At 72.8% G+C, this 13,852-nt stretch carries 15 protein-coding genes and 1 pseudogene; 4 read left to right on the top strand and 12 right to left on the bottom strand.

Annotated elements, in window-relative coordinates:
- Window positions 1-73 precede the first annotated feature (73 nt).
- The 3 genes and pseudogenes from LCD35_RS30660 to LCD35_RS01190 all read left to right on the top strand — a co-directional run.
- Window positions 74-256: pseudogene (locus LCD35_RS30660) on the top strand (hypothetical protein); the annotation flags it as partial.
- On the top strand, window positions 253-606 hold the full coding sequence (locus tag LCD35_RS01195) for a hypothetical protein (RefSeq protein ID WP_224958281.1): 354 nt from the start codon (window positions 253-255) through the stop codon (window positions 604-606). The pseudogene LCD35_RS30660 and the gene LCD35_RS01195, both read left to right, overlap by 4 nt.
- 167 nt (window positions 607-773) lie before the next feature.
- Window positions 774-950: a DUF6104 family protein gene (locus tag LCD35_RS01190; RefSeq protein ID WP_224958280.1), complete on the top strand. Its 177-nt coding sequence runs from the start codon at window positions 774-776 to the stop codon at window positions 948-950.
- A gap of 184 nt (window positions 951-1,134) precedes the next feature.
- Here the strand turns inward: LCD35_RS01190 and hutI are convergent, their stop codons facing one another.
- From hutI to hutH, 5 genes are read right to left on the bottom strand one after another with little or no spacing between them, the layout of a single operon-like run.
- Entirely contained in the window at window positions 1,135-2,295 is a 1,161-nt protein-coding gene (gene hutI, locus LCD35_RS01185) for an imidazolonepropionase (protein ID WP_225043585.1), read from the bottom strand.
- Between the two features lie 22 nt (window positions 2,296-2,317).
- Complete coding sequence (locus LCD35_RS01180; protein ID WP_225043584.1) at window positions 2,318-3,628, bottom strand: formimidoylglutamate deiminase; 1,311 nt, start codon at window positions 3,626-3,628, stop codon at window positions 2,318-2,320.
- Window positions 3,625-4,779 (bottom strand): allantoate amidohydrolase, encoded by a 1,155-nt coding sequence (locus LCD35_RS01175; RefSeq protein ID WP_225043583.1) that lies wholly within the window; start codon window positions 4,777-4,779, stop codon window positions 3,625-3,627. Before LCD35_RS01175 ends, LCD35_RS01180 begins: the two co-directional genes overlap by 4 nt.
- Window positions 4,776-6,440, bottom strand: coding sequence for a urocanate hydratase (gene hutU, locus LCD35_RS01170; protein WP_225043582.1), 1,665 nt, complete (start codon window positions 6,438-6,440; stop codon window positions 4,776-4,778). Before hutU ends, LCD35_RS01175 begins: the two co-directional genes overlap by 4 nt.
- A gap of 2 nt (window positions 6,441-6,442) precedes the next feature.
- On the bottom strand, window positions 6,443-7,978 hold the full coding sequence (gene hutH, locus LCD35_RS01165; protein WP_224958274.1) for a histidine ammonia-lyase: 1,536 nt from the start codon (window positions 7,976-7,978) through the stop codon (window positions 6,443-6,445).
- 86 nt (window positions 7,979-8,064) lie between these two features.
- Here hutH and LCD35_RS01160 point away from each other — a divergent pair, with 86 nt between their 5' ends.
- On the top strand, window positions 8,065-8,847 hold the full coding sequence (locus LCD35_RS01160; protein ID WP_224958272.1) for an IclR family transcriptional regulator: 783 nt from the start codon (window positions 8,065-8,067) through the stop codon (window positions 8,845-8,847).
- A 126-nt stretch (window positions 8,848-8,973) separates the two neighbouring features.
- On the opposite strand, the gene LCD35_RS01155 is transcribed toward LCD35_RS01160, so the two are convergent.
- The 7 genes from LCD35_RS01155 to LCD35_RS01125 form a co-directional block, all read right to left on the bottom strand.
- Window positions 8,974-9,240 (bottom strand): hypothetical protein, encoded by a 267-nt coding sequence (locus LCD35_RS01155; RefSeq protein ID WP_224967352.1) that lies wholly within the window; start codon window positions 9,238-9,240, stop codon window positions 8,974-8,976.
- Window positions 9,241-9,446: 206 nt separating this feature from the next.
- Window positions 9,447-9,626, bottom strand: a complete 180-nt coding sequence (locus LCD35_RS01150; RefSeq protein WP_224958269.1) for a hypothetical protein — start codon at window positions 9,624-9,626, stop codon at window positions 9,447-9,449.
- Between the two features lie 86 nt (window positions 9,627-9,712).
- Complete coding sequence (locus tag LCD35_RS01145; protein ID WP_224958267.1) at window positions 9,713-9,979, bottom strand: hypothetical protein; 267 nt, start codon at window positions 9,977-9,979, stop codon at window positions 9,713-9,715.
- A 303-nt stretch (window positions 9,980-10,282) separates the two neighbouring features.
- A complete protein-coding gene (locus tag LCD35_RS01140; RefSeq protein ID WP_224958264.1) occupies window positions 10,283-11,164 on the bottom strand; it encodes an ABC transporter substrate-binding protein in 882 nt (293 codons plus the stop codon).
- A gap of 33 nt (window positions 11,165-11,197) precedes the next feature.
- Window positions 11,198-11,887: an ABC transporter permease gene (locus LCD35_RS01135; RefSeq protein WP_224958263.1), complete on the bottom strand. Its 690-nt coding sequence runs from the start codon at window positions 11,885-11,887 to the stop codon at window positions 11,198-11,200.
- A 1-nt stretch (window position 11,888) separates the two neighbouring features.
- Window positions 11,889-12,557 (bottom strand): ABC transporter permease, encoded by a 669-nt coding sequence (locus LCD35_RS01130; RefSeq protein ID WP_224958261.1) that lies wholly within the window; start codon window positions 12,555-12,557, stop codon window positions 11,889-11,891.
- The gene (locus LCD35_RS01125; RefSeq protein WP_224958259.1) at window positions 12,554-13,642 is read right to left on the bottom strand and encodes an ABC transporter ATP-binding protein; all 1,089 of its coding nucleotides are present in this window, start codon (window positions 13,640-13,642) and stop codon (window positions 12,554-12,556) included. The genes LCD35_RS01130 and LCD35_RS01125 overlap by 4 nt, the downstream gene beginning before the upstream one ends.
- Between the last annotated feature and the right edge of the window lie 210 nt (window positions 13,643-13,852).

Genomic DNA, 13,852 nt, shown 5'->3' with positions numbered 1-13,852 from the left:
ATTGATCGGCCATGCGGATCGAGTCGATCGAGTGGGATGACGCGAATCTGGACACGCCACCCGCCACGGCGTCTCGGCGGACGAGATCGACCAGGCGATCTCCAACCCGACGAAGGTGGCTCGGAACAAGCGAGCCAGGGCCGCGTCGCACCTCCTGCTCGGCCGCACGCGCGGCGGCCGCCCGATCTTGGTGGCCATCGCCTACGACGAACCGTCCTCGACCGTTCGTCCGATCACGGCTTGGGAGGCGACATGACCCGGGACCCGCACGATGGTGCAGCTTCCGACGAGGCCGAATGGCACCAGCTGCACCGCGAGGAGCTCGAAGCGGACTTCGACGACGCCGAAGAGATCGCGGTCGAGGTGGCCCAGCCGCTCAACGTGTCGACCTCGTTCCGGATGAGCCGCGAGGAGGCAGCGGCGATCCGCGAAGCCGCGGCGACCGCGGGCCTCAGCCAGTCCGAGTGGATCCGGACCGTCTGCGTCGCTGCGGCGAACCGCACGACCGCTCAGGTCACCGGGATCAGCGCGTTCGAAGCGCGGAAGCTGCGGAGCCTGCTCGAACAAGCCGAACGGATCGTCCGGCCCGCCACCCAAGCGGGCTGACCGGGCCTGCCGCGGGCCGTCGGTTCCTCCGGGAACCGGCGGCCCGTTTTTTGCGCGCCCGGAGGGGTGCGATGAAGGGAACCTTCCTGCCACGTGTGACAGTAAGGTTCCCTTGCTGTCAGCTCCGGCGGTGCGCTGCCGCCGGTTCGCACGTGGAGGAGGAGACGGTGTACTTCACCGACCGGGGCATCGAGGAGCTCGAGGAGCGTCGCGGTGACGACGAGGTGACCTTGGCGTGGGTCGCGGACCGGATGCGGGTCTTCGTGGACCTGAACCCGGCGTTCGAGGACGCGACCGAGCGCCTCGCGACCTTCCTCGCCCGCGACGACGCGGACGACGACTGAGCCCCTCCCCCGCTCCGGGATGACCGGAAGGTTCCCGTCATCCCACGGATGGCAGGAAGGTCCCCGCACCGCATCCGTGGCAGCGAGGTTTCCCTTCCGCCCGTCGTGGCAGGAAGGTTCCTTTCACCGCGCCCGTGACAGGAAGGTTCCCTTCCTCGCCCTCGTGACAGGAAGGTTCCCTTCCTCACCGCACCCGCTCCCCCGCTCGCCACACCGCGTGCGTGAGCGGCACCCCGGGCCGGTACGCCAGCCAGGAGGCGCTGGGCGCGTCGAGGACGTGCAGGTCGGCGCGCGCACCGGGCCGGAGCACGCCGACGGCCCCGTCGCCGGTGTCGCGCCGCAGCGCCCGCGCCCCGCCGAGGGTGGCGGCGCGGATCGCTTCGGGCACGGTCATCCGCATCTGGAGCACGGCGGTGGTGACGCAGAACGCCATGGACGTGGTGTAGGAGGAGCCGGGGTTGCAGTTGGAGGCGAGCGCGACGGTCGCCCCGGCGTCGAGGAGTTCCCGCGCGGGCGGCAGCGGCTGCCGGGTGGAGAGGTCGCAGGCGGGCAGCAGGGTGGCGACGGTGCCGGATCCGGCGAGCGCGGCGATGTCCTCGGCTTCGAGGTGGGTGCAGTGGTCGACGCTGGCGGCGCCGAGTTCGACGGCGAGCCGCACGCCGGGTCCGGGCCCGAGCTGGTTGCCGTGCACGCGCAGCCCGAGTCCGCGGTCGGCGGCGGCGCGCAGCACCCGCCGGGTCTGCTCGGCGTCGAAGGCGCCCCGTTCGCAGAACGCGTCGCACCAGCGCACGTGGGGTGCGACGGCGTCGAGCATGTCGCCGCGGACGAGGTCGAGGTAGCGGTCGGGGTCTTCGCCGGGCGGCACGAGGTGCGCGCCGAGGAAGGTGACGTCGTCGGCTTCGGTGGCGGCGATGCGGGCGGCGCGGAGTTCGTCGGCGACGGTGAGCCCGTACCCGGTCTTGGTCTCGACGCAGGTGGTGCCGTTCCACGCGGCTTCGTCGAGGTGGCGGCGCAGGTTGGTGCGGAGTTCGTCGTCGGTGGCGGCGCGGGTGGCGTCGACGGTGACGGCGATGCCGCCCGCGGCGTAGGGCTCGCCGTTCGTGCGGGCGGTGAACTCGTCGGTGCGGTCGCCGGCGAACAGCAGGTGGGTGTGGCTGTCGACCCAGCCGGGCAGCACGGCGCGGCCATCGACGTCGAGAGCCTGGTCGGCGGCGGGTGCGCGGTGGGCGGGTCCGACCCAGGCGATGCGGTCGCCGTCGAGGACGAGCGCGGCGCTGCCGGGGGTGCCGAGCTCGTCGTCGTTCGTGGTGAGTTCGCCGATGCCGGTGATGGCGGTGCTGGTCATGGTGTTCCGTCCGCGTCGGTGGTCAGCTGAGTTCGGCGAGCACCCGCCGGAGGCGCCGGGCCGGGTCGGGCACGTGTTCGTGGGCGCGGTCGCGGACGATGGCGCGGCCGTGGGCGATGACGTCCCGGACGTCGTCGGCGCGGGCGGCGGTGGGCACGCCGCCCAGGGGGACGCCGGCGAGGCGGGGCCCGTCGAGGTCGAGCGCGACGAGGTCGGCGCGCTGCCCGGGTGCGATGCGTCCGGCGTCGAGCCAGCCGAGGGCGCGGTGCCCGTTCGTGGTGGCCATGTCGAGCAGCCGCGGGGTGTCGAAGTGCCCGCGGGTTTCGGCGCGCAGCCGTTGTCCTGCTTCGACGGCGTGGGCTTCGGCGAGCAGGTCGATGGTGGAGTGCCCGTCGCTGCCGAGGGACAGCGGACTGCCCGCGTCGTGCAGCGCGCGGGCGGGTCCGATGCCGTCGCCGAGGTCGGCCTCGGTGCTGGGGCACAGGCAGCTGCCGGTGCCGGTGTCGCCGAGCAGTCGCAGGTCGTGCTCGGTGAGGTGGGTGGCGTGCACGGCGGTGGTGCTGGGGCCGAGGGCGCCGTGCTCGTGGAGGAGTTCGGTCGGGGTGCGGCCGTGGGCGGCGCGGCAGGCGTCGTTCTCGGCGCGTTGTTCGGACAGATGCACGTGCAGCGGGGTGCCGCCGCGCTGCGCCCAGCCGACGAGGTGCGGGATCTGCCCGGCGGGGACGGCGCGCACGGAGTGCACGGCGGCGCCGAGGCGCACCCGGCCGCAGTCGACGCGGAACCGGTCGACGCGGTCGGCCCAGGCGGTGGCGTCGCCGTCGCTGAACCGCAGCTGCACGCCTTCGGCGGGGGTGTCGAAGCCGCCGGTGAGGTAGCAGGTGTCGAGGAGGGTGAGCCGGATCCCGGCGTCGTGGGCGGCTTGGGCGAGCGCGGCGCTCATCGCGTTGGGGTCGTCGTAGCGGCCGCCGCCGGGCGGGTGGTGCAGGTAGTGGAATTCGCCGACGCAGGTGATCCCGGCGAGCGCCATCTCGGTGTAGGTGGCGGTGGCGAGCCGCAGGTAGCTGTCGGGGTCGAGCCGTCCGGCGAGCGCGTACATCTGCTCGCGCCAGGTCCAGAAGGTCCCGCGTCCGGTGGCGCGCCCGCGGAGCCCGCGGTGGAAGGCGTGCGAGTGGGCGTTGGCGAGGCCGGGGATGACGAGCCCGGGCAGCCGGGTGGCTCCGGGGGGCGGGTCGTCGGTGCGGGTGACGGCGGTGATGGTGGTGCCGTCGACGTCGACGAGCACGCCGGCCTGCGGCCCGTCGTCGAGCCAGGCGTGTTCGCACCAGTAGGTCATGCGGTCCACCTCCGGAGGACGTCGGCGAGCGCCGTGGTGCCTGCGGCGCAGTCGTCGGGTTCGGCGTGCTCCTCGGGTGCGTGGCTGACGCCGGTGGGGTTGCGGACGAACAGCATGGCCGTGGGCGCGTGGGCGGCGAGGACTCCGGCGTCGTGCCCGGCTCCGGTGGGCAGCACGGGAGCGTCGTCGAGCTGGGCGCGGAGTTCGTCGCGGAGCCCGGGGTCGAAGTGCACGGTGTCGCCGTAGGACTCTTCGGTGATCTCGACGGTGCAGCCTTCGTCGTGGGCGTGCTCGTGGGCGTGCCGGGCGATCTCGTCGACGAGGGCCCGGGCGGCGGGGTGCAGCGGGGCTCGGGCGTCCAGCCACAGGTCCACCGCGGAGGCGATGACGTTGGTGCCGCCGGGGGTGGCTTCGACGCGGCCGACGGTGGCGCGGGCCTGCTCGCGGGCGGCGGCTTCGCGGCGGTCGCCGATCGGGGTGGCTCCGGCGTGGTTGCCTTCGCCGCGGAACCGGAACCGCCAGCGCCCGTGCGCGAGGATGCTGTCGGCGACGGCGACGGGCCGGTGCAGGTCGATGAGGCCCTTGCCCTGTTCGACGTGCAGTTCCACCAGGCGTCCGATGCGCCGCAGCGCCGCGTCGTCGCGCCCGGCGCGTTCCGGGTCGTGCCCGGCGGCGCGCATCGCTTCGGCGAAGGTGGTGCCGTCGGGGTCGCGCAGCGCACAGGCGGCGTCGCGGCTGATGCCGCCGCTGAGCAGCCGGGAACCGAGGCACGGTACCCCGAACCGGCCGCCTTCCTCTTCGGCGAACGCGACGACGGCGAGCGGTCGCCGCGGCCGGAACCCGCTGTCGCGCAACGACTCCACGGCGGCGAGCGCGGACACCACGCCGAGCGGCCCGTCGAAGGCCCCGCCGCCGGGCACCGAGTCGAGGTGGCTGGCGGTGACGACGGCGTCGTCACCGGGTTCTCCCCACCACGCCCACAGGTTCGCGTTGCGGTCGGTCTCGACCTGCAGGCCGCGACGCCCGGCCTGTTCGGCGAACCACTCGCGGAGTTCGCGTTCCCCGCGGTCGAAGACGTGCCGGGAGTAGCCGCCGCGGCGCCGGTCGCGGCCGACGTCGTCGAGCTCGGCGAGCAGCCGGGACGTGCTCATCGCCCCTCCCCCGCGATCGGCAGCCGCAGCCCGCGTTCGGCGGCCACGTCGCGGGCGCGGTCGTAGCCGGCGTCGGCGTGCCGCAGCACCCCGGTGCCGGGGTCGTTGGTCAGGACGCGTTCGAGCTTGCGGGCGGCGAGCTCGGTGCCGTCGGCGACGGTGACCTGCCCGGCGTGCAGCGAGCGGCCCATGCCGACGCCGCCACCCTGGTGCACCGACACCCAGGTGGCGCCGGAAGAGGTGTTGACCAGCGCGTTGAGCAGCGGCCAGTCGGCGACGGCATCGGATCCGTCGGCCATCCCCTCGGTCTCCCGGTAGGGGGAGGCGACGGATCCGCTGTCGAGGTGGTCGCGGCCGAGCACGAGCGGCGCGGACACCTCGCCGGAGGCGACGAGTTCGTTGAACCGCAGCCCGGCGCGGTGCCGTTCGCCGTAGCCGAGCCAGCAGATCCGGGCGGGCAGCCCTTGGAACGCGACCTTCTCCCCGGCGAGCCGGATCCAGCGGGCCAGGTGCTCGTCCTCGCCGAACTCGTCGAGGATCGCGCGGTCGGTGGCGGCGATGTCGGCGGGGTCGCCGGACAGCGCGGCCCAGCGGAACGGGCCTTTGCCCTCGCAGAACAGCGGCCGCAGGTAGGCGGGCACGAAGCCGGGGTAGTCGAAGGCGCGCGCGTAGCCGGCTTCGACGGCTTCGCCGCGCAGCGAGTTGCCGTAGTCGAAGACTTCGACGCCCGCGTCGAGGAAGCCGACCATCGCTTCGACGTGCTCGGCGATGGAGTCGCGGGCGCGGGTGGTGAACTCGTCGGGCTTCTGCGCCGCGTAGTCCGCCCAGTCGTCGAGGTCGACGCCGCGCGGCAGGTAGGACAGCGGGTCGTGCGCGGAGGTCTGGTCGGTGACGATGTCGGCGGGCACGCCGCGCCGCAGCAGTTCCGGCAGCACTTCGGCGGCGTTTCCGATGACGCCGATGGACACGGCGCGGCGCTGATCGCGAGCGGCGACGGCCTGCTCGACGGCGTCGTCGAGGTCGTCGGCGAGCACGTCGAGGTAGCGGTGCTGCACGCGGCGGCGGGCGCGTTCGGGGTCGCATTCGACGACGAGCGCGGCGCCGCCGTTCATGGTGACGGCGAGGGGTTGCGCGCCGCCCATGCCGCCGAGTCCGGCGGTGACGGTGAGCGTTCCGGCGAGGCTGCCGCCGAAGCGCTTGGCGGCGACGGCGCCGAACGTCTCGTAGGTGCCTTGCAGGATGCCCTGGGTGCCGATGTAGATCCACGATCCGGCGGTCATCTGCCCGTACATCATGAGCCCGAGCGCGTCGAGCCTGCGGTATTCGGGCCAGTTCGCCCAGTCCCCGACGAGGTTCGAGTTCGCCAGCAGCACCCGCGGTGCCCATTCGTGGGTGCGCAGCACGCCGACGGGTTTGCCGGACTGCACCAGCAGCGTCTCGTCCTCGGCGAGGGCGCGGAGCTCGGCGACGATGGCGTCGTAGCTGGCCCAGTTCCGGGCGGCGCGGCCGGTTCCGCCGTAGACGACGAGGTCGTCGGGGCGTTCGGCGACGTCCGGGTCGAGGTTGTTCTGCAGCATCCGCAGCGGTGCTTCGGTGCTCCAGGAGCGGGCGGTGCGGGTGGTGCCGCGCGCCGCGCGCACGGGCCGGGGTCCGGTGCTCATGCTCAGCCTCCCAGGTGGTTCTGCACGGTGGTGTTGACGGCACCGGAGCGCAGCAGCGCTTCGGTCTCGGCGATCTGCGGGGCGAGGTGCGCGTCGGGTCCGGGCCCCGGCACGCGGGTGCGCAGCAGGTCCCGGGCGGCGGCGGTGCCGGGCGCGGGTGCGAGCGGGGCGCGCAGGTCGAGGGCGCGGGCGGCGGTGAGCAGTTCGACGGCGAGCACGGTGCGCAGCCCGTCGAGGGCGCGGCGCAGCTTGCGGGCCGCCGCCCAGCCCATCGACACGTGGTCCTCCTGCATGGCGCTGGTGGGGATGGAGTCGACGGAGGCGGGCGCGGCGAGCCGTTTGAGCTCGGCGACGACTCCGGCCTGCGTGTAGTGCGCGATCATGTGCCCGGAGTCGACGCCGGGGTCGTCGGCGAGGAAGGCGGGCAGCCCGTGCGAGCGGGCCACGTCGAGCATCCGGTCGGTGCGGCGTTCGGCCATGCTCGCCACGTCGGCGAGCGGGATCGCCAGGTAGTCGAGGGCGTGCGCGAGCGGGGCGCCGTGGAAGTTGCCGTTGGATTCGACGCGGCCGTCGTCGAGGACGACGGGGTTGTCGATGGCGGCGGCGAGTTCGCGGTCGGCGACGGTCTCGGCGAACGCGACGGCGTCGGCGGCCGAGCCGTGCACCTGGGGTGCGCAGCGCAGCGAGTAGGCGTCCTGCACGCGGGTGCAGCCGGGGCCGCGGTGGCTGGCGACGATCTCGGATCCGGCGAGCAGCCGGTGGATGCGGTCGGCGGAGCGGGCCTGCCCGGGGTGCGGGCGCAGCGCGTGCAGGTCGGCGGCGAAGACCCGGTCGGTGCCCAGCAGCGCTTCGACGCTCATCGCGGCGGTGAGGTCGGCGATCTCCAGCAGTTCGGCGAGGTCGTGCAGCGCGAGCACCAGCATGCCGAGCATGCCGTCGGTGCCGTTGGTCAGCGACAGGCCTTCCTTCTCGGCGAGCACCACGGGTTCGATGCCGGCGTCGGCGAGCGCGTCGGCGGCGGGGCGGGTGGTCCCGTCCGGCGCGAGCACGTGGCCTTCGCCGGTGAGGGCGAGCGCGACGGCGGCGAGCGGCGCGAGGTCTCCGGAGCAGCCGAGGGAGCCGTGTTCGTGCACGACGGGCACGATGCCCGCGTTGAGCGCGGCGGCGAGGGCGCGGGCGGTGCTGAGCCGGGCGCCGGTGTGGCCGGTGCTGATGGTGCGCAGCCGCAGCAGCATCAGGGATCGCACCACTTCGGCTTCGACGGCGGGCCCGGCGCCGGCGGCGTGCGAGCGGACGAAGGACTGCTGCAGGGCGGTGCGCCGTTCGGCGGGGATGTGCCGGACGGCGAGCGCGCCGAACCCGGTGGAGACGCCGTAGGTGGGTTCCTCGGCGGCGGCGAGCGCGTCGATGTGCCTGCGGGTGCCTTCGACGGCGCGTTCGGTGTCGGGGTCGAGCTCGACGGCGGTGCCGCCGCGGGCGATGTCGACGACCTGCTGCCGGGTCAGCTCGCCGGCCACCAACTTGTGCACGTGTCGCATTCCTCCATGTCACACGGGTGCGGCGCGGCGCAGAAGCCCGGTTAGGGTGGTTCCGTCTGGGATTCCAGACGTCGCGGGGAGGTCCGGTGGGAGCCAGCAGCGAGGTGCCCGCGCTGCGGCGCGGGCTGGCGATCTTGACGGCGATGGCGGGCCGGGCGGCGCCGGTGTCGGCGGGGGCGCTGGCGCGGGAGCTGGGGTTGCCGCGGTCGACGACGTACCACTTGCTGGCGGAGCTGGTGGCGGCCGGTTTCGTGGTGCGGTTGCCGGAGGAGCGCCGGTTCGCGCTGGGGGTGGCGGCGTTCGAGCTGGGTTCGGCGTACTTGCGCGCCGATCCGCTGGAGCGGTTGGCGAGCCCGGTGCTGCGCAGGCTGGTGGACGAGGTGGGGTGCACCGCGCACCTGGGGGTGCTGCACGGTGGTGAGCTGCTGTACCTGCTGCAGCAGCGCCCGTCGCGGGCGCAGACGCTGGTCACCGATGTGGGGGTGCGGTTGCCCGCGCACTTGACGGCGTCGGGGCGGGCGATGTTGGCGCACCTGCCTGCCGCGCAGGTGCGGGCGTCGTTCCCGGCGGGGTTCGCGAGCCGCACCGAGCGGGGGCCGCGGACGTTGCCGGAGTTGCGCCGCGTGCTGGACGCGGAGCGCCGCCTGGGTTGGGCGGTGGAGGACGGGCACGTGACCGGCGGGTTCGCTTCGGTGGCGTGCCCGGTGTTCGGGCCGGACCGGTGGCCGTCGGCGGCGATCAGCGTGACGTTCCGGCACGTGTGCGAACCGGCTGGGCGTACGAGTTGCGGTGCGACCTGGCCGGAGCTCGCCGACAAGGTGCGGATTGCAGCCGAGGACCTGACCGGGCGAATCGATGGGCGCCGCTAAAATCGCTTCGGGCGCCGTCACGCTATCACCGATCGTCGTCACGCGGAGACGTCGAGAACAGCGATATGCCCGGCCCCCTCCGAAGAATGGGGGCCGGGCATCTCCCACCTCGAAGAGGCGGCACTGTCAGCCCTCGGTGTTGCCGATGCCGGTCTCAGCGCCCGAACCGCCACCGTCGCCGCCGTTGGCGGCGGAGCACGAGCCCGAGCCCAGGATGCCGATGCCGCAGAGCAGGTTCAGGCCGGTGCCACCAGCGCCCCCGGCGCCCCCGTCACCGGACTCGCTGGTGACGACCGGGTCGTCGTGCCCACCGGCGAACGCCGTCGTGGAGCCGGCACCGAGCAGAGCCACGGCGACCGCGGCCGCACCAAGGAGGCGAGTAGAAGTACGCATGCGAGATTTCCCCTCGTTGTTGCTGAATCGGATTCAACCGAGCCACCCGAGAAGGACGAGGTTCGAACCTCTCGGTGATCGGCGACAAAACCATCGCACCGACCTCGCTCTCCTGCATCTTCAGTAGCACTAAAGTGGTTTAGAAGTAACCCGTTCGTTTAAACAGCGGCGGTGCGACGAGCGGCTTCACCCGCAAAGACGCACGATCAACGATTTCCTGTCGACAAATATTCGATCTTCACTCCGGACTGATGACCGTCGGCGGCGATTGACCGATTCGCTTCGCGGCCCGCGCGCGAGCCAGGCCGCCACCCGCTGAACGACCGAGCGATCGGGCGACGGCGTTCCGCATGGTCGTCCAGGTTCGCGAGATCGCCGATCTTCATTGCGCTGAACGTCGAGAACAGCGATGTGCCCGGACCCCTCGAACGGGATCCGGGCACTTCTTTCCCGCGGCGGAAAGGTCGAGCTGTCAGCCCTCGGTGTTGCCGATGCCGGTCTCAGCGCCCGAACCGCCACCGTCCCCGCCATCGGAGGCGGAGCACGAGCCCGAGCCCAGAACGCCGAGGCCGCAGAGCACATTCACCCCGATGCCACCAGAGCCACCGGCACCCCCGTCACCGGACTCGCTGGAGACAGCCGGGTCGTCGTGCCCACCGGCGAACGCCGTCGTGGAGCCGGCACCGAGCAGAGCCACGGCGACCGCGGCCGCACCAAGGAGGCGAGTAGAAGTACGCATGCGAGATTTCCCCTCGTTGTTGCTGAATCGGATTCAACCGAGCCACCCGAGAAGGACGAGGTTCGAACCTCTCGGTGATCGGCGACAAAACCATCGCACCGATCCCGAACTCCAGCACTTCCAGTAGCGCAAAAGTGGGCCGCGCCCCACACCATGGTTGACCGCGTCACGCTGCGTCGACCGGTTGCTCGCACGATGCGGCGACACCGGGCGAGCCCGAAAGGGAATCAGATTTCGCCAGCAGCCGGAGTGGATCAGCGCGGAGCGCACGCTCCTCCGGCCGCCGGGACGCGCCGAGGGGTGTCACGCACCCACTGCGGCGACGAATTCCTTGGCGAGATCGGTGGGATTGGCCTTGTCGACTTCGAGCCGCCGGTTGAGCTCGGTGAGGTCCTCGGTGCTCAGCGCCCGCGACACCCGGTCGATCGCCTCGGCCTGCGGCGGGGTCAGCCTGCCCTCGCCGACCAGCGGCACCACGTGCTGGGCCGGGAACATGTCGCGGGTGTCCCGCAGCGGCACCAGGTCGTTCGCGGCGATCTGCGAGGACGTGGTGAACAGGTTCGCGACCTGCACGGTGTCGCCGGTGAGCGCGTCCACGGTGACGGTGCCCGCTTCGAGGTTGCGGATCTCCGCGAAGGTGCAGCCGTAGACCTCGGCGATGCGCTGCTCCCACCGCGTCTTCCACTCGGCGGGGGCGCCGAGCACGAATTCGCCGCAGCGCGGCCCGAGGTCCTCCAGCGTGCCGATGCCGCTGTCGGCGGTGCGGCGGGTCACGGTGAGCACGTCGGAATCCTCGGCGGGCGCCTGGTCGAGGACGTCCAGCCCGGGCGGCAGCTTCCGCCGCAGGGCGTCGTAGACCTGCCCCGATTCGGTGGCGGGATCGTTCTCGTCGACGTACTGCAGCAGGTTGCCGGTGTAGTCGGGCATCACCGACAGCTCGCCCTGGGCGACGGCGTTGACGTAGGTCTCGCGCGCCCCGATGCGGGGTTTGGTGTCGACGTCGGCGCCGGTGCGCCGCAGCGCCTCGGCGTAGATCTCCATCACGAGTTCGCTCTCGGTGAAGTCGGCGGAGCCGACGACCAGCGCCCCGTTCGTGCCGTCCCCGGCCTGGAACGGGTCGCCGCCGCAGCCCGCGACCCCGACCAACGCCAAGCCGGCCAGCGCCAGCGCTCCCCATCGCTTCACGGCGTGCTTCTTCCCGTCGCAGTGGACACGTGTTCAGCCGGTGCTCGTGGCGGCTGCAGGCGGGCCGCTGCGGATGCCGCGCGGCGTGACGGCTCGCGAGAGCCTGCTCAGCAGCACGTCGAGCAGTACCGCCAGCAGCGCGATGCACAGCGCCGCGGCGAGCGTCTGGCCGTAGTCGTAGGTCTTGATGCCTTCGAGCAGGATGCTGCCGAGCCCGCCGAGGCCCACGTACGCGGCGACGGAGGCGGTGGCCACGACCTGCAGCATCGCGGTGCGCACCCCGCCGAACAGCAGCGGCGCTGCGTTCGGCAGCTCCACCTGCCACAGCTGCTGCATCGGGGTCATGCCCATGCCCTTGGCGGCGTCGCGCACCTCGGCGGGCACGCTCTGCACCCCGGCGTAGGCGCCGGAGAGCACCGCGGGGATCGCCAGGATCACCAGCCCGGCCAGCGTGGGCGCCTCGCCGATGCCCGCGACGAGCACGAACAGGGTGACCAGGCCGAGCGTCGGCAGCGCCCGCAGCGAGTTGCTGAGCACGACGACGGTGGCGCCGCCGCGGCCGGTGTGCCCGATCCACAGCCCGATCGGCATCGCGATGATCGAGGCGCACAGCACCGACAGCACGCAGTAGTACAGGTGCCTGCCCGTCTGGGCGAGCAGCCCGGTGGAGGACAGCCAGTGCTCCGGGTCCGACAACCAGGCGACCAGCTCGTTGATGATCATGTCAGCGTCCCCCCGCGCTCGCCCGCTGCCACGGGGTGCACAGCCTGCGCAGCGCCACGATCAGCAGGTCCCCGACCATCGCCAGCGCGAGCGTGAGCACCACGCCGATCAGGATCGGAGTCAGGTAGTCCCGCTGGAACCCGTCGGTGAACAACCGGCCGAGCCCGCCGATGCCGATCAGCGCGCCGACGCTGACGAGGCTGACGTTGCTGACCGAGGCGACCCGCAGCGAGGTGCTCAGCACCGGCAGCGCCAGCGGCACCTCGACGGCGAAGAACCGGCGGCGCGGCCGGTAGCCGAGGGCGGTGGCGGCGGTGACGACGTGCTCGGGCACCGAGTCGAGACCTTCCATCACGGGTCGCACCAGCAGCGCCGCGTTGTAGATGGTCAGCGCGATGACCACGTTGATCGCGGCGGTCGCACCGGTCCCGATCACCACGGGGATGATCACGAACAGGGCCAGCGAGGGGATCGTGTAGAGCACGTTCATCGAGCCCAGCAGCACTCCGCGCAGCTTCGGCGCCCGCTGCGCGAGCCGCCCGGCGGGCACCGCCAGCAACGCGCCCAGCACCAGCGGCACCAGCGCGAGGTAGATGTGCTGCCCGAGGGATTCCAGCACCACCTCGCGGTTGCTGGGGCTGGAGAAGTAGTGCGCGAGCTCGTCGATCACGGCCGCTCCCCGCGCCCGGCCTCGATGACGTCGAGCACGTGCCGGGCGCCGACGACGCCGACGTACCCGCCGTCCTCGTCGACGACGACGCCGAGCCCGGACGGCGCGGACAGCGCCGCGTCCAGCGCGCCGCGCAGCGCCGTCCCGCGGGTGTGCAGCGAGCCGCCCGCGACCAGCACGTCCTCGGTGAGGGGTTCGTCCGCGGTGGTGCGCGGCGGCAGCCAGCCGCGGGGCCTGCGGTCGGCGTCGAGGACGAGCACCCACTCGTCGCCGGTGCGGCCGGGGACGTCGCCGAGGGAAACGGTGCGGACCTCGCCGGGTTCGATCCCACCGCCGTCGGCGAACGACAGCCGCCGGTAGCCGCGGTCGCGCCCGATGAAGGAGGTGACGAAGTCGTCGGCGGGCCGGGCGAGCAGCTCGTCGGGTGCGGCGTACTGGGCGACGTGCCCGCCGGTGCGCAGCACGGCGACCTTCTCGCCGAGCTTCACCGCCTCGTCGATGTCGTGGGTGACGAACAGGACGGTCTTGCCGAGTTCGCCCTGCAACCGCAGCAGCTCGTCCTGCAGCCCTTCGCGGACCACGGGGTCGACGGCGCTGAACGGCTCGTCCATCAGCAGCACCGGCGGATCGGCGGCGAGGGCACGGGCCACGCCGACGCGCTGCTGCTGGCCGCCGGAGAGCTGCGCCGGGTAGCGGTCGCCGAGCGAGGCCGGCAGCCCCACCAGGTCCAGCAGTTCCTGCGCGCGCCGCCGGGTGTCGCGGCGGGAACCGCGGAACAGCCTCGGCACGGTGGCGATGTTGTCCAGCACGGAGCGGTGCGGGAACAGCCCGGCCTGCTGGATGACGTAGCCGATGCCGCGGCGCAGCACCGCCGGGTCGGCGTCGCGCACGTCCCGCCCGTCCACGAGCACGGTGCCCGCGCTCGGGTCGATCATGCGGTTCACCATGCGCAGCAAGGTGGTCTTCCCGCAGCCGGACGGACCGACGAGCACGGTGATCGTGCCCGCCTCGACCGCCAGGTCCACGTCGTCGACCGCGACCGCGCCCCCGGGATATTCCTTGCGCACGGATCGGAACTCGATCAACCGAGCCCCCTCGGATCACCGACAGTCACTTGCCGACCGCCGCAAACCTGGCCGACCCTAACTCGAACGCCGGAACGACGCGATGACCCACGACTCTCACGTGATCTTTTCCGCCGCTGCCAACAGCCGCTTCCCACGATCCGGGAGATCTGGTCCCCCGACGGAGATCCCGGCGCCCCGTCCCCCGCTCCGGCCATCATCACCCGCACC

The organism is Saccharopolyspora sp. 6V (assembly GCF_020176785.1).
Taxonomy (GTDB): Bacteria; Actinomycetota; Actinomycetes; order Mycobacteriales; family Pseudonocardiaceae; genus Saccharopolyspora_C; species Saccharopolyspora_C gregorii.
Note: the sequence above shows the minus strand (reverse complement) of the source record. Positions and strands in the feature narration are given on the sequence as shown.

Bases quoted from the DNA above. Each gene is read 5' to 3' on its own strand.
- LCD35_RS01145 (WP_224958267.1), bottom strand. From the start codon at position 9,979: ATGCGTACTTCTACTCGCCTCCTTGGTGCGGCCGCGGTCGCCGTGGCT.
- hutH (WP_224958274.1), bottom strand. From the start codon at position 7,978: ATGCGACACGTGCACAAGTTGGTGGCCGGCGAGCTGACCCGGCAGCAG.
- LCD35_RS01155 (WP_224967352.1), bottom strand. From the start codon at position 9,240: ATGCGTACTTCTACTCGCCTCCTTGGTGCGGCCGCGGTCGCCGTGGCT.
- hutI (WP_225043585.1), bottom strand. From the start codon at position 2,295: ATGACCAGCACCGCCATCACCGGCATCGGCGAACTCACCACGAACGAC.
- LCD35_RS01195 (WP_224958281.1), top strand. From the start codon at position 253: ATGACCCGGGACCCGCACGATGGTGCAGCTTCCGACGAGGCCGAATGG.
- LCD35_RS01135 (WP_224958263.1), bottom strand. From the start codon at position 11,887: ATGATCATCAACGAGCTGGTCGCCTGGTTGTCGGACCCGGAGCACTGG.
- LCD35_RS01150 (WP_224958269.1), bottom strand. From the start codon at position 9,626: ATGAAGATCGGCGATCTCGCGAACCTGGACGACCATGCGGAACGCCGT.
- LCD35_RS01180 (WP_225043584.1), bottom strand. From the start codon at position 3,628: ATGACCTACTGGTGCGAACACGCCTGGCTCGACGACGGGCCGCAGGCC.
- LCD35_RS01175 (WP_225043583.1), bottom strand. From the start codon at position 4,779: ATGAGCACGTCCCGGCTGCTCGCCGAGCTCGACGACGTCGGCCGCGAC.
- hutU (WP_225043582.1), bottom strand. From the start codon at position 6,440: ATGAGCACCGGACCCCGGCCCGTGCGCGCGGCGCGCGGCACCACCCGC.